The 21378-nt window shown below is 58.8% G+C and carries 11 protein-coding genes and 6 pseudogenes; 8 read left to right on the top strand and 9 right to left on the bottom strand.

Going from position 1 to position 21378, the window contains the following annotated elements; all coding sequences use genetic code 11:
* Nucleotides 1-130: 130 nt before the first annotated feature.
* The 8 genes and pseudogenes from HAP47_RS36060 to HAP47_RS36095 all read right to left on the bottom strand — a co-directional run bounded on the left by HAP47_RS36060 (nucleotide 131) and on the right by HAP47_RS36095 (nucleotide 5999).
* The gene (locus HAP47_RS36060) at nucleotides 131-808 is read right to left on the bottom strand and encodes a molybdate ABC transporter permease subunit (protein ID WP_173643969.1); all 678 of its coding nucleotides are present in this window, start codon (nucleotides 806-808) and stop codon (nucleotides 131-133) included.
* Between the two features lie 186 nt (nucleotides 809-994).
* Nucleotides 995-1495: a hypothetical protein gene (locus HAP47_RS36065; protein ID WP_173643886.1), complete on the bottom strand. Its 501-nt coding sequence runs from the start codon at nucleotides 1493-1495 to the stop codon at nucleotides 995-997.
* 424 nt (nucleotides 1496-1919) lie between these two features.
* Nucleotides 1920-2898: pseudogene (locus HAP47_RS36070) on the bottom strand (PDR/VanB family oxidoreductase).
* Nucleotides 2899-2994: 96 nt separating this feature from the next.
* Nucleotides 2995-4277 (bottom strand): annotated as a pseudogene (locus HAP47_RS36075) (IS256 family transposase).
* 92 nt (nucleotides 4278-4369) lie between these two features.
* Nucleotides 4370-5103 (bottom strand): annotated as a pseudogene (locus tag HAP47_RS36080) (GntR family transcriptional regulator); the annotation flags it as partial.
* A pseudogene (locus HAP47_RS36085) lies at nucleotides 5057-5423 on the bottom strand (aromatic ring-hydroxylating dioxygenase subunit alpha); the annotation flags it as partial. The pseudogenes HAP47_RS36085 and HAP47_RS36080, both read right to left, overlap by 47 nt.
* Before the next feature lie 54 nt (nucleotides 5424-5477).
* Nucleotides 5478-5726: pseudogene (locus tag HAP47_RS41850) on the bottom strand (hypothetical protein); the annotation flags it as partial.
* An 84-nt stretch (nucleotides 5727-5810) separates the two neighbouring features.
* Nucleotides 5811-5999 (bottom strand): hypothetical protein, encoded by a 189-nt coding sequence (locus HAP47_RS36095; RefSeq protein ID WP_371821712.1) that lies wholly within the window; start codon nucleotides 5997-5999, stop codon nucleotides 5811-5813.
* A 536-nt stretch (nucleotides 6000-6535) separates the two neighbouring features.
* On the opposite strand from HAP47_RS36095, the gene dctA reads away from it, so the two are divergent.
* From dctA to HAP47_RS36120, 5 genes are all read left to right on the top strand, one after another.
* Nucleotides 6536-7858, top strand: a complete 1323-nt coding sequence (gene dctA, locus HAP47_RS36100; protein ID WP_166073047.1) for a C4-dicarboxylate transporter DctA — start codon at nucleotides 6536-6538, stop codon at nucleotides 7856-7858.
* 467 nt (nucleotides 7859-8325) lie between these two features.
* Nucleotides 8326-8655, top strand: a complete 330-nt coding sequence (locus HAP47_RS36105; RefSeq protein WP_173643885.1) for a hypothetical protein — start codon at nucleotides 8326-8328, stop codon at nucleotides 8653-8655.
* 147 nt (nucleotides 8656-8802) lie between these two features.
* Nucleotides 8803-11475 carry a PAS domain S-box protein gene (locus HAP47_RS36110; RefSeq protein ID WP_173643884.1) on the top strand — a complete coding sequence of 891 codons (2673 nt, stop codon included), beginning with the start codon at nucleotides 8803-8805 and terminating at the stop codon, nucleotides 11473-11475.
* Nucleotides 11472-12149 carry a response regulator transcription factor gene (locus HAP47_RS36115; protein WP_166072984.1) on the top strand — a complete coding sequence of 226 codons (678 nt, stop codon included), beginning with the start codon at nucleotides 11472-11474 and terminating at the stop codon, nucleotides 12147-12149. The genes HAP47_RS36110 and HAP47_RS36115 overlap by 4 nt, the downstream gene beginning before the upstream one ends.
* A 93-nt stretch (nucleotides 12150-12242) precedes the next feature.
* Entirely contained in the window at nucleotides 12243-12629 is a 387-nt protein-coding gene (locus HAP47_RS36120) for a response regulator transcription factor (protein WP_166072973.1), read from the top strand.
* Nucleotides 12630-14990: 2361 nt separating this feature from the next.
* Here HAP47_RS36120 and glmS read toward each other — a convergent pair.
* Complete coding sequence (glmS, locus tag HAP47_RS36125) at nucleotides 14991-16817, bottom strand: glutamine--fructose-6-phosphate transaminase (isomerizing) (RefSeq protein WP_173643883.1); 1827 nt, start codon at nucleotides 16815-16817, stop codon at nucleotides 14991-14993.
* 553 nt (nucleotides 16818-17370) lie between these two features.
* Here glmS and HAP47_RS36130 point away from each other — a divergent pair.
* The 3 genes and pseudogenes from HAP47_RS36130 (at nucleotide 17371) to fcl (ending at nucleotide 21170) form a co-directional block, all read left to right on the top strand.
* Nucleotides 17371-18703, top strand: a pseudogene (locus tag HAP47_RS36130) (IS5 family transposase).
* A 342-nt stretch (nucleotides 18704-19045) separates the two neighbouring features.
* A complete protein-coding gene (gene gmd / locus HAP47_RS36135; protein WP_166072935.1) occupies nucleotides 19046-20131 on the top strand; it encodes a GDP-mannose 4,6-dehydratase in 1086 nt (361 codons plus the stop codon).
* On the top strand, nucleotides 20112-21170 hold the full coding sequence (gene fcl, locus HAP47_RS36140) for a GDP-L-fucose synthase (RefSeq protein ID WP_305879365.1): 1059 nt from the start codon (nucleotides 20112-20114) through the stop codon (nucleotides 21168-21170). Before gmd ends, fcl begins: the two co-directional genes overlap by 20 nt.
* Nucleotides 21171-21378 lie beyond the last annotated feature (208 nt).

Raw genomic sequence — 21378 nt, forward strand, 5'->3', positions numbered from 1 at the left:
ATTAAAGCCGATTCCAGCGCCAGCCGCGGCCATAACGGATGGCCGGATCCGGCTTGCAATGCTGCTGCTCGCTCACGATCGGACATGTCTGGCCGTCATACCGAAGCGGATTTAATCAGGGCTGGTGCCCTCATGTGCCTCTTCTGGCACAGCGTTTGTCGATGAAGGTTAGAATAAAAATGACGGCAAAGGCAAACATCACCATACCGCCGGCAATCCAACTTGCCTCGCTCCAGCGCGATTCTTGCACATAGTCAATGACATAAGCTGACAACACCTTGGTGCGCCCAGGAATGTTGCCGCCGATCATCATCACTACGCCGAAGGTGCCGATCGAATGAGCAAAGCCAACCAAGGCAGCCTTGAGAAACTCCAGTCGCACCAACGGCAGACCGATAGTAATGAAGGCATACAATGGAGAAGCACGCTGATTGACGAGCGGTCCCCCGCCTATCGCAATAAAGGCATTATGGATCGGCTGCACCACCAAAGGGAGCGCTGAGAGGACCGATCCGACTACAATTCCTGCAAAGGTAAAGGCGAGCGTGTGCTCGCCCCAGAAAGAGGCGAGAAAGCCACCCGGTCTGTTCGGGCCGAGCAGGACGAGTACGCAGAAACCAAGCGCCGTCGGAGGCAGCACCAGCGGCAGCGCGATGATCGTCGCCACCGCCTTGCTCAAAACCGTCTTTGAACGTGCCAGCCACCATGCGAGTGGCGCGCCAACAACCAAAAGGATCATCGTCGTCAGGCTGGCGAGCTCGATCGTGAGCGCAACGGATCGCCAGATCTCGGCCGAAAAGGTATCCATGTGCGTCAGCTCCACGGTGAGAGCACGTTGCCATATCGGCAGAGCGATCGCCTGCACGTCCGGCTTGCTGAAGGATTTGGCATGCAGCGCCTTTTGGCCGGATCCAACCTCCAAGAGCGAGCATCCTGCCAGGTCGGTTCACAAGGTCCTTTGCTAACCGCCGGCGCATTCTCACATCGTTGCCTTTTAGCGGCGATTCAGAATCTCCGGTTGAATCAATCGATAAATCTGTGGGATCGACGCACACTGTACTAGCTTCGGCCGCGCCGCCTTCCCCATTGCGAATGCATCTGCGGCGTCCGGCCCACTCGTCCCTTTTGCGGCGACGACGCGCCTGCGGATCGACGGCACGGAGAACGACGACGGCTTGCGCGCACGATTCACAACGTTCGAAGCCGAACTCGCCAGAGAGGCGAAGTGGCTTTCCAGCGGCGCAAGGCCGCCCTCAAGCAGCCGAGCCGGGCGACCGCGGTCGCCCGAGCGAAACGCCAGAAATGTTGGAGCTTGCGTGGCCTGGCTGTATAGCTCAGTGCCCGCTATGACATTCAACATGGCTTCGGACCACCTCGCCCGCTTTGACAATCCGGCAAGCCTATCCGTCGGCATGCGGAACTTGATGAGGGATACCATATTGACGCGCGTCGTTTCTGCGAGAGCGGGCAAGAGGGCGGAAATCGCAGTACTCATCGGAGACTCCTGTGACAGGGCCGCTTCAACAGCAGCTCCTGTCTTGTCGTCCAGCAATGTCTGTGCCGCTTGCCAAATGTGATGCACTCCGTGCTCAACGTGAGGAAAAACGCGCATAGATGCGGGCATTGCTGTGGAGTGGACCTAACGCTCTGTCAGCTTTCTGGCATCATTGTCCTCGAGCGGACAGCGCCGCACACTGAAACCGCAGAGTTGACGTGCGCGAAATGCCCTTGGGGTCTCATAACGTTCCTCGACGGAAATCCTCGCGTGCATCTCCTGCTTCGAAGAATTGGTTAGCCGTTCCTTAAACGCTAGCAGGTATGACGGCCGGCAACCGCGCGACAGTCCCATGCGTGGTCATGCGCCAGTTGTTCCGAGCGCTGGACTAAGACCCACTGCCGAAACAAGCGCTGCAACGAGCCTATATCGTGTCCAGGCGATGTAGTATATCGAGGGTTATCGTGTCGTGAGCGCGCGAATCGCATGCACAGATCTTTGCGTTCGCGCGCTTTTGCTGCTCGCTGAAGAAGACGTCGCGGTGGTCGAGCTCACCGTCGATGTTGACGAGATCGATCGCACAGACGCCGCACTCCCCGCGCCGGCAATCCGCAATCAGCTCGTAACCCGCTGCATTGAGTACATCGAGCAACGAGCGATCGCGCGGAATCGTTGGCTCGATGGCACGATCTGCAAGGCACACCCGGAAACCTTCAGTCGGCAGCGAGCCACTCGAACCGAAGGTCTCGTAGCGTAGGTCCGCTAGTGTGCGCCCTGCGCCGGTCCAAGCCCGGCGGGCCGTATCGAGCATCCGCGTCGGACCACACAAGAGTGTCAAGGCGTTAGGCGGCAGCGAGGCGAACAAGTCATCGAAATCGAGCCGACGCCCTTCGTTGCTTGCATGGATATTAAGTCTCTCGTTCAGCAAGGGGGCGAGGACATCCAGATAGACGGCTTGATCACAAGAAGGCACGGCATAATGTAAAGTGAATTGGCTATCGCGGCGGGCTATCGCTTGAGCCCCTATTCGTGGTGTAATATCGATGCCCCGGCGATTAGGCAGCAGTGCCGGCGCGCCCAGTCTATCGACAGCAGTGAGACCGGCAATGTAATGGTCAGCCGCGTGCCCGGCGCGAGCGACCACATGTACTGCGAGCCGCCGCGCGAGTCCTCCACGCGCCGCACCGCAATGCCATAGCCCGCCCAGTCGACTTCGCCGACCAAGGAGTAGGACCGCGTCTCCGGCCGTGTCCATCGACAGTGACGGCGACATTGATATGGCTGCCCACCGGATAGGCCGCGCCATCAAAGTTGTCCGGCTTGATCAGCAGCTCGCGGATCGAAGGCGTCAGATCGCATGTCGCAACGAGGGTTGCGGGTATCCAGCTTTCAATGAACCGCATGCAGCTCCCTTCAATCGCCTGCCATCCTAATGAGCGCCAGTCCCGGCAGCTGGTCGGAATGGAGCTATCGCCAAATTTTGGTGACGGCGCGGCCGGTCAGGCGGCGGCGGTTATGGGCTGACGGTCAGTCGGTTTGGCGATGAGCTCGATCCCGTCGTTGAATGTCACACCGAGAACGAGTTTTGGCAACTGGTTGCGGCCATCGAGACGACGCCGGCTTTTCTGCGCGGCCTCAAGCAGTTTGAAGACCATCGCGAGCGCCGTTCTGTTGGACAGGCAGCCCTTCGATCGGATCGTGCGGTGGCGCACGGTAGCGAAGGTGCTTTCAATGGGATTGGTGGTCCGCAGGTGTTTCCAGTGTTCGGCCGGGAAGTCGTAGAACGCCAGTAGCGTGTCCCGATCCTTGCTCAGGCAGTCGGCCGCCTTCTCGTATTTGGGCGTATAGCTCTCGATGAAGGCGTCGAACGCCAGCTCGGCGGCGGCCTTGGTTTCGGCCATCCAGCTCTCCTGCAACGCGCGTTTGGCTTTAGGCTGCTGGCTCTTCGGCAACTTGGCGATCACGTTGGCGGTCTTGTGTACCCAGCAGCGCTGCTCGTGCGTTTTCGGCCAGACCTCGCCGGCGGCCTTCCAGAACCCGAGCGCGCCGTCGGCGATGGTGAGCCGCGGCGGCACGCCGAGCCCGCGCCGCTTCAGGTCGAGCAGCAGATCGCGCCAGTCCTGCGCGCTCTCGCGGGCGCCATCGGTGAAGCCGACCAGTTCCTTGCGGCCTTCCGGCGTCGCGCCGATCAGCACCAGGATGCACTGCTTTTCGTCTTCGAGGCGTGCTTGGAGATGGATGCCATCGGCCCAGATGTAGACGTAGCGCTTCGCCGACAGATCGCGCCTCTGCCACGCGGTGTGTTCGTCAAGCCAACCGTCCTTCAGACGGCCGATGGCGGATGCCGACAACCCGGCAGCATCCTTGCCGAGCAGCGCCGCCAGAGCCTCGGAGAAGTCGCCGGTGGAGATACCCTTCAGGTAAAGGATCGGCAGCAGCGTCTCGATCGATTTCGAGCGGCGCATGTAGGGCGGCAGGATCGACGGAGAGAACCGGATGCGGTCGGGATCGGTAGCCTCCGCCTCGCGATCGCGTACACGCGGCTGGCGGACGCCGACCGGACCGATACCGGTCATCACCTCGCGTTCCGGCAGGTGACCGTGGCGCACGAGCGCTGGTGGCCGTCCGCAGTCCTCAAATCGGCATGCTTGCCGAGAAAGTCCGCGACCTCGGCCTCGACCGCCTGGGCCAACAGAGCACGCGCCCCATTGCGCAAGATTTCGGTGAGTTGATCGTCGACGTTTCCTGGCTGAATCAACTTGATGATGTTATCTTTGGACACGGCATATCGCTCCTTCGGTGGAGAAGTGGAGGCGTCAAGCACCCCCACGATATGCCGCCTTCCCGATTCCCGCCGTCGCCAACTTTCAGCGATAGCTCGTCGGAATGCGTCTTGTTCTTGAGCACCAAGCGCAAATTGCGCGCCGCCACTTGCGGGTGCCCTCGCAAGATTGCTTCGGCGCGCGCGCCTTCTCGATTATCGATTGCGTCGATTACGACGCGGTGTTGATCCTGCGCAATTAGGAGTGTGTGGTGCACATCCGGCAGTGTCGATTGTGTCATCACAAAGCCGCTAGGCGAGGCGAACGGTAATGCGGACGCGCGATCGACCTGCCTGATCAAGGGCGGATGCGCGACAATTCCGTCAGCAGCGCGTGAAAGCGCGCGTTGAGCGCGACGTAGGAGGAGAAAGTCTGGACGGAGATTGGATCCTGCCGCACAAGACCGTCAGTCTCGTCAAGACAACCTTTCAAGGGTTCGAGATCGCGCAATGAAACACCCCGCTCGGCGGCAACGCGTGCGGCCAGCTTCTGGAGCGTGCCGTGTAGTTCGATCGAGTCCACGACATCACACTCGGAGAATGCCTTTACCATGAAACCACCGGAAGAGATCGCTTCCAAAAGCCCTTCCTCCTGCAGTCGAACCAGCGCCATTCGCACCGGAGTGCGCGAGGCGCCGGTCGCCTCCACAGCCTGCAATTCGGAGATCCGTTCGCCAGGCAGCAAATCACCCGACAGAATCAGATCGCGCAAACTGAGCTGGGCACGCACCGTCTGTGAGACAGAGCGCCTCGAAACGAATGATTTGCCAGCGGTCCACCCGACCAGGCTTTTGCAACTGTTTCGACCAGAACGGCGGCGGGGGTATTCCCCTTCATCCAGCGCGTTACCGTGGCAGTCTTCTCGCCGTGCGTGACGTCAAGCGGCGCTTCCGCGATGGCGTCGTTGCCAATACTGGCCCCGTGCACAAAGGTCTCGTGCGTCACGTCCATGAGATTGTCGACGACCAAACGATAGTCGCATTTGGGGTGAACGGTCTCACCATCAGCGACCCAAGCAGGATCGTCGTTCCAGTGCATGTCCGGCACCAAATCTGGGTCAGCCAGCGCCAGATCGGCCATCCACAGCCAGATGAAGCGATTGCGATCGGCATGTTCGTCGATGGCGCGCTGTTGCGCCTCGAGAATAACCTCATCCTCCCGGAAGATGCCGGAAACGCCTTGGCGGGGTTCGGTGGTCAGACACTGTTCGCTTAAGCGGTAACTACGTACGAATGCCCAGAAATAATGGCAGCTCTCTGTATAGTCAATGTATACAGCAATTCGAGATTTCGCGCGAAATATGCTCATTATGGTGAAATCTTTGCGGTCAGACCGTCGTCGTAATGGCTGCATGTATACAAAATTCGATTTTATCAACCCTATATGTCCCGGCCGGCGATGGAGAGGCATCAGCTAGTCAAACTCCCGGGACATCGCCAGACGGCACATCCTGCTGCATCACAGTCCTGCATCGTCGCTATTCTCGTGCGGCGATCACCGTGACTCCTGGCGTGCATAGGGCGCAGCCTTGGGCGATTCTTGGCCGGCAGTAACGATGCCTTCACCGGGATCGGAGTTTGACGCCCTGACAGCGAGATCGGCCCGCGCTTTCAGCTCTTTCAGCTCATCCAGTGCGTAGATGACGCGACCGCCAAATTCTTCGATACGTTGGCCCTGCGCCATATGTCCGGCGCTTCTTGAGCGTGCGGCCCGCCAGACGGAGATAACGCGCCCAAAAGAATCTAGATCTGACGCTCAGATGTCGCCAAGCTTCCATCGCGCGGATACCTGCGATCCAAACAATCGATTTTACCAATGCGACGCACTGTTGCATCAACTCGGCACTCGACACATTCCGATCACACCAAGCTTCAACGCCGAGACGCGACTCGGCTTACGTGCCCTGCCAGAGCAAGAGATACGTCACCCAGCGCAACGCCTTCCATTCGAACATGCGAACGCAGGTCCGAGCATTCAGATAACTCATCAAGAGATAGACGGCTTATGCCTGGTTTGATCGGCCGCAGATTAGCGTCTGGTGCAAATCTTGCTTGCCGAAAAAGATAACGTGACTGAATGCCTGCCTTTGGAATGACGCGCCGGCTCCCGGAACCGTCTTCAATCGGACAAGGCTACGGCCAAAAGGACAGCCTCGTATGATGCCGTCGGCTCTCACGACGCGGCGGCTCACATTCGAGGGAATTCGGGAAGGAAGCGTCATGACCACCATGGCAACTGCGGCGCCTGCGCGCGCGTCACAAACCTGGTATAAAATTCTCTACGTCCAAGTGTTGATCGCTATCGTGATTGGCGCCATCGTCGGATGGCAGTGGCCATCGGTCGCGACCAACGACTGGGTCAAGGCGCTCGGTGACGGCTTCATCAAGCTGATCAAGATGGTGATCGCGCCGATCATCTTCTGCACCGTTGCATCCGGCATCGCGCATATTCAGGACGCAAAGAAAGTTGGGCGCGTCGGCGTCAAGGCGCTGGTATACTTCGAAATCGTCTCCAGCTTTGCCTTGGTGTTGGGCCTTGTCATGGGCAATCTGGTTCAAGTCGGCCGTGGCGTTGCCGTCAAACCCGACGCTGCGGCAGTCGCCAATTTCGTCAAGCAGGCGGAAGCCTCGAAAACCGTCGATTTCTTTCTCAATATCATTCCCGATACCGTGGTCGGCGCCCTGGCTCGCGGCGATGTTCTGCAGGTGCTCCTGTTCGCGATCCTGTTTGGCTTTTCGCTGATGGCGCTGGGAGAGCGTGGAGCGCGGCTGCGCGGCATGATTGACGACGTTGCGCACGCGGTGTTCGGCGTGATCGCTATCATCATGAAAGCGGCTCCGATCGGCGCGTTCGGCGCAATGGCCTTCACGATCGGCAAGTTCGGGCCGGCGGTGCTCGGTAATCTGATCGGTCTGATCGCGCTATTTTATGCGACGGCCGCGATATTTGTAGTGGTCGTTCTCGGCCTAATCGCGCGCCTTGTCGGCTTTTCGATCTTCAAGTTCATTGCCTATATCAAGGATGAGCTTCTAATCGTGCTCGGCACCTCGTCTTCGGAAAGCGCGCTGCCGCAATTGATGGAGAAGCTCGAGCGGCTGGGCTGCTCCAAGCCCGTGGTCGGCCTCGTGGTGCCAACCGGCTACTCCTTCAACCTCGACGGCACCAACATCTATATGACGCTTGCGACCTTGTTCATTGCCCAGGCGCTCGGGGTCGATCTCACTCTTGGCCAGCAGCTCACGATCTTGCTCGTGGCAATGCTGGCCTCGAAGGGGGCAAGCGGCGTCACCGGCGCGGGCTTCATCACGCTCGCTGCTACGTTGTCGGTGGTCAACCCAACGCTAGTGCCGGGCATGGCAATCGTGTTCTCGATCGACAAGTTCATGAGCGAGGTACGCGCCCTTACCAATATCACCGGCAACGGCATCGCAGCTGTGTTCGTCTCCTGGTGGGAAGGCGAACTCAAGCACGGGACGCTGCACGCCCGCCTCAACCAGCCCGCCGATTCCACCAGCATCGACGTTAGAAGCACAAGGAGGTAGGCCCCGGACTTTATCCGTGATTACAAGACGCGTCGAACGCGAGTGTTGCCCAAACTTGTGATTCTTCGCAGTTCAGATCGGCTCAGCCGACCTGAACAGCAAACCGGAGCGTTTTCTCACGCGATCTCGGACCGCCTGCTTTGCGCTGCGGTCCAGGCAACTGCTCTGAGAAAGATCCTCACATATAAAGGGAAAAGAGAGCATTGTTTTCGGCAGCCATCTCCAGGCGCGCCTTTTGAGGTACAGCTCCTGGCCATCCAAATGCCGGGGCAAGGTTGGCCGAGCCAGACCATACGGTTAATGACAGAATCTGTGCGGCGTGACGGTCCACGGTACCCGGTCCGCCCATGAAACGGTTGGTACGTGGCTGCTGAACCCGCCATGTCCGACCGACAATGTGGCGGCGACCTCGCTGGCGCAACTCGATCATCTGGCTTGTTCCGGTGCGCATTGCGGAAGAGACCGCGATGGACGTGATCACGGTGGACCAGATCGCCCCCTTCACCAGCATGAGATGGATCACAGAGGGTAACGTCACGGCGCTTCACAGCTTTTCGCTGCTCTCTCCGCATAGGCAGAAGGCCTGCCGCATTGTTCAGCGTCAGCGCTTAGCTGAATTGATGTGGCCGGTGACCCTGACCTTGATGTGCCTTGGCGCCACGCAGCTGTACTCGGCCGCAGCCTCACGCGCCCGCGACCGTTTCAATAGCGAAGGAAAACAGATAGCCCGGGCTCGGTTGTACGCATGTCAGCGCGCGATATTGGATGGTTTAGGACAACTATACGTACGTTTGTAATGCGCCTTCCTTCGGTACGTGCTCAGTTCAACCGTAAGCAATCGATCCCGGAAATGCTCGTGAGCGTCTCTGGGGCAGAAAGGATTGCCTTACTTTTGCCTAGAATGTTATAGCTCTCCTGCCGCATAACGGCCGGATGGTCGAAGAATGCATAATCAGATCAGCAATTTCAAACGTTCGGCCACGCAGTTTGCCTTCGGCAGCATAACGCTGGCGGTGGTGACGCTAGCTTCCTTTTACCTTCAGGCGCATTTCGCCGCGATGGCGCTCGTCTATCTGCTGGTGATATTGCTGTTTTCGCTGATCGGCAGCTTTGTCGCTTCATGCGCGCTTTCCGTCTTAGCCATCGCTGCTTTGGCCTACTGCTTTGTGCCGCCGGCGTTCAGTCTACGGATTGACGACCCCCAAGCTCTTCCGGTGGTCGTCGCATTTCTTACGGTCTCGATCGTTGGAACACACCTGATCGGAAGAATCCGCCAGGAAAGAGAGGCTGCGCATGAGGCTGCGGCCCAGCTGCGGCGCGGCGCGGCCGATTTGAAGGATCGCGAAAAACGGTGGCACGCGATCTTTGAGCACAACCCGGCCATGTACTTCATGCTCGATGAAGCCGGTACGGTCCTCAACGTCAATACCTTCGGCGCAACACAACTCGGGTATGCTCGCGACGAACTGATCGGCCAATCCGTGCTGGGAATCTTTCTCGAGGAAGATCGCGCGTTCGTTCACGAATGCGTTCGCACCTGCCTTGAAAATATCGGCCAATCGCACACCTGGGATGTCCAGAAAATCAGGAAAGACGGCTCGGTACTGTGGGTACGTGAAAACGCTAAAGCCATGCTCTGGGCCGATGACCAGCCCATTGTCCTAATAGCGTGCGAAGATGTCACGGAGCGAAAGCGAACCGAACTTGCCCTGCAGCGGAGCGAAGCCCATTTGGCTCAGGCGCAGGAGTTGAGCCACACAGGCAGCTTCGGCTGGAACGTTGCTACCGGCGAGGTCTTTTGGTCAAAGGAGAGCTTTCGAATTTTCCAATTGGACCCGCAGACGGCTCCTGGGCCGGAACTGGTTGTCGAGCGTACCCATCCAGACGATAAAGCTTCGGTCCAAGAGATCATCGATCGAGCGATGCGAGACCCAAGGGACTTCGAGCACGAATACCGGTTGCTGCTGCCGGACGGCTCGGTGAAGCACATCCACGCGAGGGCGCGAGCAACAAGAACTGCCACCGGTGACATCGAGTTTGTCGGCGCAGCGACGGATATCACGGCAGCAAGGCAAGTAGAACAGCAGCTACGCCGTAGCGAAGCCTATTTGGCCGAGGCCCAGCGTCTCAGTCACACGGGCAGCTGGTCTTGGGACCTCTACAGTCTCGACTTTGTGTATCGCTCCGCTGAGGTCGACCGTCTATTTGGCTTTGAACCGCAAGAGACTGTATCGATCGAGACCATTCGGTCGCGCGTTCATCCAGATGACCTGCCGCCGCTTCAGGAAGTGCAGCGCCAGGCTATCGAAGGCAAGGAAGAGCGCTTCGAGTATGATTTTCGAATCCTTCTAGCAGATGGCGGGATAAGACGCATACACTCCGTCGCGCATGTGGTGGTCGGCAGCGATGGCAATGTGCGCGAACTGATCGGAACACACATGGATGTCACCGACCAATACGCCGCTAGGGAACGCTTGGAAAACACACTTGCCGCGCTGCGCGAAAGCGAGCAGCGCTTTCGCGATTACGCCGAAACAGCTTCCGACTGGCTCTGGGAGACGGGACCAGATCATCAGGTCACCCACTTATCCGAGCACACCAGCGCTGCGGGAATATTGGCGACGGGATTGATAGGCCTGCCTCGCTGGGACATCGCGTGCGACGTCGAGGAAGAACCTGAGAAGTGGCGGCAACATCGGGCGACGCTGGAGGCGCATCTTCCGTTTCGGGATCTGGTCTACCGCACTGTCAACCGTATGAGATCTCCGATCTACGTCCGGACGAGCGGCAAGCCTTTTTTTGATTTAAACGGCAATTTCCTCGGCTACCGCGGAGTCAGCACCGACATCACCGCTTTGATTCGCGGAGATCAAACCGAACAAGAGCTCCGAAAGGCGCAGGCGGAGCTTGCGCATGTGACGCGTGTGACGACGCTAGGAGAGCTGACAACCTCCATCGCCCACGAAATCAACCAGCCACTCGCCGCGATTATCAGCAACGCCGACGCGTGCCTCGGTTGGATGGGCCGCCAGACACCTGACCTTTCCGCCGCTCGCTGTTCGGTTGAGTGGATAATCGAAGACGCAATCCGGGCAAGCGAGGTGATCCGTCGGATTCGCGCACTTGCGAAGAAAGGCGAGATCGAGATGGTACCGCTCGATATCAATGATGTCGTTAAGGATGTTATTGCTCTGGTGGCACGTGAGCTGGTTAACCACCGAGTGAAGCTAAAGACCAAGTTGACGGAAGCGCTGCCCGCGATCCTCGGTGATCGGATTCAGCTGCAACAGGTGATTATCAATCTGGTGATGAATGGGATCGAAGCCATGGACGCAGTTACGGACCGGACGCGCGAACTGGTGATTCAGTCGTCGGAGGACGACACGGGATATGTGCAGGTTACCGTGACTGATTGCGGCGTCGGGATCGCTGAAGATGATACCGACCGAGTATTAGACCCCTTCTTCACGACAAAGTCGAGTGGCCTTGGCATGGGCCTTTCGATCTGCCGCTCGATTGTGGAAGCTCATGCAGGCCGCCTCTCAGTCGTTCGCAAGCAGGGGCCGGGAGCGAGCTTTCGGTTTGACCTGCCGTTGCACAAGGAGCTCGTGCCGTGAGCGAACGCCCTTCCCCCCCGCGCGAAGGCAGCAAAGCTGAAGCGTCGGCAAATGCGACAGTCTTCGTTGTCGAAGATGACGTCTCGATGCGTCGGTCGCTAACGAACCTTTTTCAATCGGTCGGCCTGGACGTCGTTGCATTCGGATCGGCCCGCGAAATGCCACAGAGCGGGCTTCCCGATGTTGTTAGCTGCCTGGTTCTTGATATCCGGCTGCCAGGTCTGAGTGGACTTGAGTTCCAGGCTGACCTAGCGCGGTTGAACATTCATATTCCGATCATCTTCATCACCGCCCATGGCGACATTCCCATGAGCGTCAGGGCCATGAAAGGCGGAGCCGTCGATTTTCTGACCAAACCGTTTCGCGATCAGGAGCTGCTTGACGCCGTGGTCGCCGCGACCGAACGTGATCGCAAAAGACGGAAGGCTGAGCAGACCGTCGCGGAACTGCAGGCTCTATTTAACACCTTAAGCCCGCGCGAGCAGGCGGTGATGAGGCTGGTCGCTACCGGCCTGATGAACAAGCAGATAGCCGCCGAGCTGGGGCTCGCCGAGATTACGGTCAAGATCTACCGTGGACACGTAATGAAAAAGATGCGCGCCCGGTCGCTCGCGGATTTGATCAGAATGACTGAGACGCTGAGCATCCGCGCAAATCGGCCCGAACAAACCTAAGTATGATTTTACAATTTCAACACTCAAGCCCACTTTTCGCCGAGGGTGGCTAATGCTGCGGCAGCCGCCATTCCCGCGTCCGGAGGGCACGTCTTGTGCACGCCTTTAATATCTGTGGTTGACGACGACGCGTCGGTCCGCGCGGCGACAGAGAACCTTCTGAAATCGCGTGGCTACATCGTCCAAACGTTTGCGTCGGCCGAGGACTTCTTGAGGTCACCGCGATTGAACGAAACCTCCTGCGTAATTTCGGATCTGCAGATGCCGGTTATGAGCGGCTTGGACCTGTTGGCAGAAATGCGGGCGAGGGGTCACGGTGTGCCGTTCATTTTCATTACTGCGTTCCCGAACGACCGCGTGAGCGCCTCAGCCCTGGACGCGGGAGCGATTGGCTTTCTGGCCAAGCCCTTCGCCGGGCATACGCTGATCGAGTGCCTCGATGCTGCACTGCAGGAGAATCGCGACGGGGGGCACACCTAATCCAGAAGACCGCCAACCTCATGTCCAATCTGCGCACTTCTCACGCTACACGACATCGATCAGCTTCTTGGCGCCGAGCACGCTGCGCCTGTAATTAGAACTCCCAGAGGCCGAGTCCGCGCGCTCCAGTCTAATTGGTTGGTCCGCTTTTTTAGGCTCGTCACCCGCGAGTTCGCTCAAGCACGGTTCAAGACCTGCATGTTGAAATCCTATCTCGAGCTCGTACGATCTACTGGAATGAACTCCCCGAAATCGGCCGGCATCACCAGCGGTCGATTTCTTACTTTGGCTTATTGATCCTTTGACGTGCTCCGCTCGCTAGCCGCGTTGATCAAGACCAACGTTGCCGCCGCGAGGCTCGCGGTACTCGGCACTCCCGGCTCCGTTCAATCTCCGTAGGCTGGTGCTCAGGGTGATCCTCCTCCCGGACAGGATTCGACAGGTTCGCGCGCTTGCTTAGCTCGGTCTCGTTGCAGCAAGCATACTATTTTCAACAACGAAAGAGCTCTGCTCAGCCCAGGAGCTCTCCGGAAAGCATTTTCGAACCAATTGCTTGCGTCTTGTTCATCATCGATGTTGGTCGTCGGGCGAAAAGCTCTGTGGGACGAGCTCCTGTTCACCGCGCCTCCTTGTCTATTGGGGGGGCCGCAATCGCTCCGTAGCTCCTTCACGCCCTATCTCAGGCTGCTCCTTTGCTCCTCATGAACTCTTGGGCCTCATCAGATCGCCCGGAAGACCTTTGCCCTCCAGATACCCCACATAATCTGCGTGCAAAATGCCCGGCCTCCTTTCGACGGCCGGGCGGATCTTGGCCGCGCCTCGTAAAGTTATTACGACGCCGCCAATTCGATCTATCGGCTTGTGCAATGCTGTCACAGAGCGCACCAGGCACTAGCAGCTCGGCGAAGACTACGCCGGCCGGCTCAGTCTGCGTACCATCTTCTCCGCGCAGGAGCTCTTCTGAATGTGAGCCTTCCCCAAGGCCGCCTAGCGCAGCAAAGACGGCGCGAAGAGCACGACGAGATACGTTCCACGCAACTATACTCTAGTCACATAAAATCATCCTCGCAATCGTAGGTCGCTGAGCCTTCTGCGATCTCGGTATCACCGTTCTCACAGTTGCCAATTTCGGAAAGATATCGCGCGGCAGCGCCATTTCGCTGCCATTCACCATCACTGTTCCTTATCCAATTTTCTGACGTCTCTGGGTCGAGGACCATTTGTCGGCGTCAACCTCGACAAACCCCAACTTCTCCGCACCGGCTCCTGCTTCTGGATTAGCGGGACGCAAATTGAGCAACGGCCTTACCGTCCATTCGAAGTCGATGCTCGAGCAGAATATCGCCAGCGTTCTCGACAAGCGGATGAACGACCTGAAGATCTACACTCGAGGTAGTCCCCGTTCGCCCAGGAAACAGCTCCCGCCATCGCTTGACGTCGAACTCTGTCATGCTGTCGCCGCCTTCCATTCTTAGAAGCCCGACACTCTTGTTTCCTAATTGGCAGCTGAAATATCGCGCATTATCGGAATCTCGAGTTGTTCCATAGTCCTCAGCAATTTCCGCAGTTCGCCTTGCTCTTGCGGACACGAAATCTGAGTACTCTTGCGGGTTGTCGGCGATGTACTTGATCTCTTCGCCGTGATAGGTCTGAGCCTATTGCACCACAGGAGGGTTTTGAACGAGCGAATACGGTCTTGTTGCCGACGATGAGCAGCCACTGGGGCCTGGCGCGGCCAAGCGCATATTGGCGAACGCATCCGCGAAGCTGTTTGCATCCCATTGCTCGTCAACTTCGACAAAGCGTGAGGATTGGAAGTCGGACAAGCCATTGATCCGATTATACATGGCGATTGGTGCTCCCAACGGGCATACACTTCCGCATTTGGTTCAGGCTTGTTAGACTCGGCGGAGTTGATAGGCTGACTGCCTTACCAGAACCTGACGCGAGACCGTGAATGCCCTCTCATCCTTTCGGCAAGCTTTCCTAAAGCGGCACCAATGCACGTCGCATTGGCGTTGCCGGGATTGGTGAGGCTACGAGCATGGCTCGCAATGTCAGCCTATCAGGAGCGGGTTCGATCGATAGTTCTTTTAATTGAATCAGCCGTCGAATGCTCTCCTTCTGATGCCGCGCGCCATGCTAGACGTATGCCCAGATTGCAGTCTCGATAAGTCCGGGGGAGCTCACGGCCTGCTAACAGTTACCAGAATTCGCGACAACCAAGTATCCGCCAACCATGACCAACCATGGATAAGCGCGAGACTACAGCCTTTCCGGATTTTGAATCCACCAGATGGGGCAGCCACCGCAGCCTGATGGCTAGACAACGGAGAAGCACCTCGACATTGCCGCGGCCGGCTATTCGACGGTGACCGATTTTGCTAAATTGCGCGGCTGATCCACATCCGTCCCCATAACGACGGCAGTATGATAGGCTAAAAGCTGAACCGGGATGGCATAAACCATGGGCGTAAAGCTTCCACCCATGTCCGGCATCACAATGGTCATGAGCGTATCCACCGTCGCTTCCGAAGCGCCCTTCGCATCAGTGATCAAGATGATGTTGCCGCCGCGAGCCGCGACTTCTTGCATGTTCGAGACAGTTTTTCCGAAGACCGCGTCGTATGGCGCGATCACCACCACGGGCACCGTCTCATCAATCAATGCAATCGGTCCGTGCTTGAGCTCGCCAGCGGCGTAGCCTTCTGAATGGATATACGAGATTTCCTTCAGCTTGAGCGCACCCTCCAGTGCCAGGGGGGCCGATGTGCCGCGGCCGAGATAGAGCACATCGCTCGACTTGGCGACATGACGCGCGAGTTTCTCGATCTGCGGCTCGATCAACAGCGCCGCAGCAATCAGCCGCGGCACTTCGATAAGCTCGCGGACAAGCTTCGATTCATCGATCTCGTGCAGTTTACCGCGCTCTTTGCCTGCTGCCAGGGCAAGCGCCGCCATTACCACTAGCTGGCAGATGAACGCCTTGGTGGAGGCGACGCCGATTTCCGGTCCCGCCAGCGTGGGCAACACGGATTCGCTCTCACGCGCAATCGTCGAGGTCTGGACGTTGACTACAGATATCGTGTGCAGACCCTGGCTCTTGGCGTAACGCAGCGCAGCCAGTGTGTCGGCAGTCTCCCCCGACTGCGAGATGACGATCGCGAGATCGCCCTTACGCAAAGGCGCCTCCCTGTAACGGAACTCGGATGCTACATCGATTTCGACCGGCAGACGTGCTAACCGCTCGAACCAGTATTTGGCGATGTGACCGGCATAGCTTGCCGTGCCGCAGGCCGTAATCGAGATTCGCTGAATCGAATTGAAGTTGAACGGTAGAGTCAGCGGCAGGGCTACGCGCTCGGCGCCGATATCGACATAATGAGCCAATGTCTGCCCGGCCACCATCGGCTGCTCGTGGATTTCCTTGGCCATGAAGTGTCGGTAATTCGCTTTATCTACCAGGAGTGACGACGCGCCTGACTTTGATGTTTCCCGGTGGACGATAGTGCCGTCCGCGTCGTGGATCACACAAGTCGTGCGGGTAAGTACGGCCCAGTCGCCATCTTCAAGATAGGCAATGGAATCGGTCAAGGGTGCGAGCGCGATCGCGTCTGATCCTAGATACGTTTCGCCATTGCCATGCCCAATCGCAAGGGGTGATCCCTTGCGCGCACCGATCAAAAGATCGTCGTGGCCTTTGAACAGGAATACCAGCGCGAAGGCTCCGTGCAGCCGCAGCAGCGACGCCTGCACCGCATGCTGTGGCGAGTAGCCATTCATGAGATAGGATTCAACGAGATGCGCCACCACCTCGGTGTCGGTCTCTGAACTGAAATGAGCTCCATTCTGTTCCAGTTCGGCTCTCAACTCGCGGAAATTCTCGATGATCCCATTATGAACGACCGCGACATTTTCCGTCGCATGCGGATGGGCATTTCTTTCGGTAGGCCTTCCATGAGTCGCCCATCGGGTGTGACCAATACCGATATGACCCGATAGCGGATGCTGGTGCAGCCGCTCGTCAAGGTTTCTCAATTTGCCTTCAGCGCGGCGGCGCTCGATACGGAGACCTTCGAGCGTCGCAACGCCTGCGGAGTCGTAGCCACGATACTCCAACCGCTCGAGCGAAGCGACCAACTGTCTAACGACCGGACCACGCCCCAGGATGCCGACAATTCCACACATGCTGATCAATGCACCCCAAGTTCACGAAGCCGCGGCTTCCAAATGGTCTGCTGTCGACGTAGTTGCGGGGCTGCTCTAGCGTGTGTTGCCATTTGTTACTGGAAATGTTTGTCGCGCTCGTTCAGGCGAACATGCGATACTCGGACAGATGCATGCTCCGCTTGTCGAGATCAGACTAAGCGATCAATATCGATAGCTCGATTGTACGAAGGTAAACTTTCGATGTCGAAACGTTCGAAGAACTATACAAGTGTTTGCAAACTCCCCGTATTTCCTGCACCAGCAGAAGCGATTGTCATCGATACGGTCGATGAGCTTGCTGCGCCTTAGGCTGAGTGTTCTGTTGGAAGTTGAGTGAGCGGCACGCATTGTGGGCTGCGATATCTAGTCGTCCGTGAAGAGCGGCTAAGCGATTGAGCTGGAATCGCATTTGTCGTTTTGGATTGTTAGGATTGCAGGGTTTTGATGCTTCGGACATCGGAACCTTGCAGTTTCATTTTCGGGATTCCGTCGAATCGCCAGTCATGATTCCGTCGTTGCATCGGAGGTGGCGATGCGACCGAAGAAGCACATGACGACGGGATCGGGCGATCTGTTCCGGGCCAGGCTGGACCAGATCATCAATATGAAGCACGAGCTGGTTCAGCTCGCCGGCAAGGTCGATTGGGACTGGATCGACGGCGAGATCGCGCCGCTCTATAGCGAGAACGGCCGGCCGGGCATCGCGACCCGCTTCATGATCGGGCTGCTGCTGCTCAAGCACATTTACGGCCTGTCCGACGAGGGGGAGCGTTGGGTCCACGACCCGTATTTCCAGTACTTCACCGGCGAAGAGTTCTTTCAGCACGCGTTCCCGCACGAGCGCTCGGACCTGAGCCACTGGCGCAAGCGGCTCGGCGACAAGCTGGAGCTGTTGCTGGCCGAGAGCTTGCGGGTGGCGCACGAGGCCGGCGCGTTACGCAGCCAAGACCTCAAGCGGGTCACGGTCGATACCACCGTGCAGCCGAAGGCGATCACCTTCCCGACCGACGCCAAGCTGCTGCACGCGGCGATCAAGGGGCTCAACCGCCTGGCGAGGAAGCACGGGGTCAAGCTGCGGCAGTCCTATCTTCGCATTGCCAAGAACCGCGGCAATGATGGCGGGACGCTACGCCCATGCCAAGCAATTCAAGCGGCATCATCGGCAGCTGCGCAGCCGGCTGGGCCGGATCATCCGCGATATCCGCTGCAAGATCGAAGGTCAGGCTGTGCTCGAGAACGCGTTCGCCCTCTCGCTCAGCCGGGCCACGCAGATTCGCGCGCAGCAGCAGCGCCAGCGCGGCTGGAAGCTCTATTCCTTCCACGCCCCGGAGGTGGAATGCATCGGCAAGGGCAAAGCAGCCGCGCCTTACGAGTTCGGTGTCAAAGCCTCTATCGTCACCAACAACCGGCGGGCTCCCGGTGGCCTGTTCGTGCTGCACGCCAGGGCGCTACCCGATAACCCGTACGACGGTCACACCTTGCGGGACGTCATCGACCGCACCGAGACACTCACCGGCTGCGCGATCGAGCGGGCCTATGTCGACAAGGGATATCGCGGCCACGACGCACAAAATCCCCGTCGCGTCTTCATCTCTGGCCAGAAGCGCGGCGTCTTCGGTGTCATCAAGCGCGAGCTGCGCCGCCGCTCCGCCATCGAACCCATCATCGGACACCTGAAAGTCGATGGTTACCTCGGCCGCTGCTACCTCAAAGGCCGTGCCGGCGATGCGGCCAACGTCATCCTCTCCGCCGTCGGCTATAACTTCCGCCGTATCCTCGCCTGGCTCAGGAAGCTCTTGCGCTTCATCCTGACCGTCCTTTGGCGCGCCTTCGCAACCCCAGTCGCCCTCAATCCCGCTTGTTAACGGACGACTTTTTATGCACAGGCTGTGGCTGGGTGTCGGCCTGCATGCTGCGATTCTATCAATGCAATGCCGATCTCCTAACTTTCAACTGGCTAACCTCAGCACGTCGCTTTATCCGGCCACGATAAGCCAGGTCCGAATGATTTTAATGTTGGGAGCAACTGCCGGATCGGTATAAATCAATGTATGTAGTGTACATGTATATATGATGTGTATGATCGGAGCTGACGATCGCTTTCCTCTAGTTGCGGGTGGAGCGCGCTTGAGCATCTAGATCTCTCGCAGCCGCTTCGCAACTGGCGTTCTTAAGGGGGGCTCTTTACGGCGCAACCAATAGAGACCATGGCGGCTCAGAATTCAAAGCGGCGCGTTGCGCTGATCACCGGCATCACCGGGCAGGACGGCGCGTACCTCGCCGAATATCTGCTCGGCCTCGGCTATACCGTGCACGGGATCAAGCGTCGATCGTCCTCGTTCAACACCGCGCGCGTCGACCATCTCTACCAGGATCCGCACGCCGGCAACGTGCCGTTCCTGATGCACTACGGCGACATGACCGATTCGACCAATCTGATCCGGCTGGTGCAGCAGATCCGGCCGACCGAGATCTACAACCTCGCCGCCCAGAGCCACGTCCAGGTCAGTTTCGAGAGCCCGGAATACACCGCCAACGCCGACGCTATCGGCGTGCTGCGCCTGCTGGAGGCGATCCGCATCCTCGGCATGGAAAAGGAGACCCGGTTCTACCAGGCCTCGACCTCAGAGCTCTACGGCCTCGTGCAGGAGGTGCCGCAGAAGGAGACCACGCCGTTCTATCCGCGCTCGCCCTACGGCGTCGCCAAGCTCTACGGCTACTGGATCACGGTGAACTACCGTGAGGCCTACGGCATGTTCGCCAGCAACGGCATCCTGTTCAACCATGAGAGCCCGATCCGCGGCGAGACCTTCGTGACGCGCAAGATCACCCGCGCCGTCGCCCGCATCGAGGTCGGCCTGGAGAACAAGCTCTTTCTCGGCAATCTCGATGCCAAGCGCGACTGGGGCCACGCCCGCGACTATGTCGAGGGCATGCACAAGATCCTGCAGGTGGACGAGCCCGGCGACTTCGTGCTCGCGACCGGCGAGACGCGCTCGGTTCGCGAATTCGTCGAGCTGGCATTTGCGGAAGTCGGCCGCAGCGTCGAATGGCGCGGCAAGGGCGTCGAGGAGATCGGCGTCGACAAGGCGACCGGCAACACCCTGGTGCAGATCGACCCGGTCTATTTCCGTCCGACCGAGGTCGATCTTCTGATCGGCGACGCCAGCAAGGCGCGCGCCAAGCTCGGCTGGACGCCGAAGACGCCGTTCGCGCAACTGGTGAATGAAATGGTCGCCAGCGATCTCGTCGAGGCCAGGCAGGATGCGGCCAATGGCAAGCACGGCGTTTGAACTGAAGGGCAAGACGGTCTTCGTCGCCGGCCATCGCGGCATGGTCGGCTCGGCGCTGATGCGCCGGCTGGCGCGCGAAGGGGCCGAGCTGCTGACGGTGTCGCGCGGCGAGGTTGATCTGCGCGACCAGGCCGCGGTGAATGCCTGGTTTGCCGCGAAGCGGCCGCAGGCCGTGTTCCTCGCCGCCGCCAAGGTCGGCGGCATCGTCGCCAACAACACGCTCCGGGCCGAATTCCTGTACGACAATCTGGCGATCTCGAGCAATTTGATCCAGGCGGCTCATGCTAATGGGTGCGAGAAGCTGATGTTCTTCGGCTCGTCCTGCATCTATCCGCGGCTGGCGCCGCAGCCGTTGCGCGAGGATTCGATGCTGACCGGCCCGCTGGAGCCGACCAACGAGCCCTATGCCATCGCCAAGATCGCGGGCATCAAAATGGCCGAGGCCTATCGCAGCCAATACGGCGCTGATTTCATCAGCGTGATGCCGACCAATCTCTACGGTCCCGGCGACAATTATCATCCCGAATACAGTCACGTCGTCGCCGCGCTGATCCGCCGTTTCCACGAGGCCAAGGTCTCCGGTGCCGGCAGTGTCGTGGTGTGGGGCACCGGCACGCCGCGCCGCGAATTCCTCTATGTCGACGACCTCGCCGACGCCTGCATCCATCTGATGAAGACCTATTCCTCACCGGAGCTGGTCAATATCGGCACCGGCGAGGACATCACCATTGCCGAGTTCGCACTCTTGGTGGCGGCGGCCGTCGGCTATCGCGGTGAGATCAGCTTCGACACGTCGCGCCCGGACGGCACCCCGCGCAAGCTGCTCGACGTCAGCCATTTGGCCAGGCTCGGCTGGCGTGCCCAGACCTCACTGGAGGAAGGCATTAAGTTGGCGTACCGGGCGTATCTCGGCCAGAGCAATAAAGGCCACCAGAGTGATCCAGCTCATCCCCGGCAAGTGGGCTTAAGGGAAGGCAATCCTGCACGACGAGTCCGCGGCGACTATCCCGGCCGTCCGTCAGCCCAGGCCATTCGGTAATAATGTACTCTGTGAACGGCCTTCTTCTCACACGGCGACCGGTTGGATCCTCAACATGTAAGTCCCGGTACATGCTGGCCAGCATGCGGATCAACCGGCTTGCATCACGACGCAAAATGATCATGATCGCGGATGTGTTGTTCTACTCCGCCGAAGTCGACAGTTGATAAGCGCGATCTGAAGTCGATGCTGAGCCGCGATCGATCAT

This window comes from Bradyrhizobium sp. 41S5, from assembly GCF_011516665.3.
Lineage (GTDB): Bacteria > Pseudomonadota > Alphaproteobacteria > Rhizobiales > Xanthobacteraceae > Bradyrhizobium > Bradyrhizobium quebecense.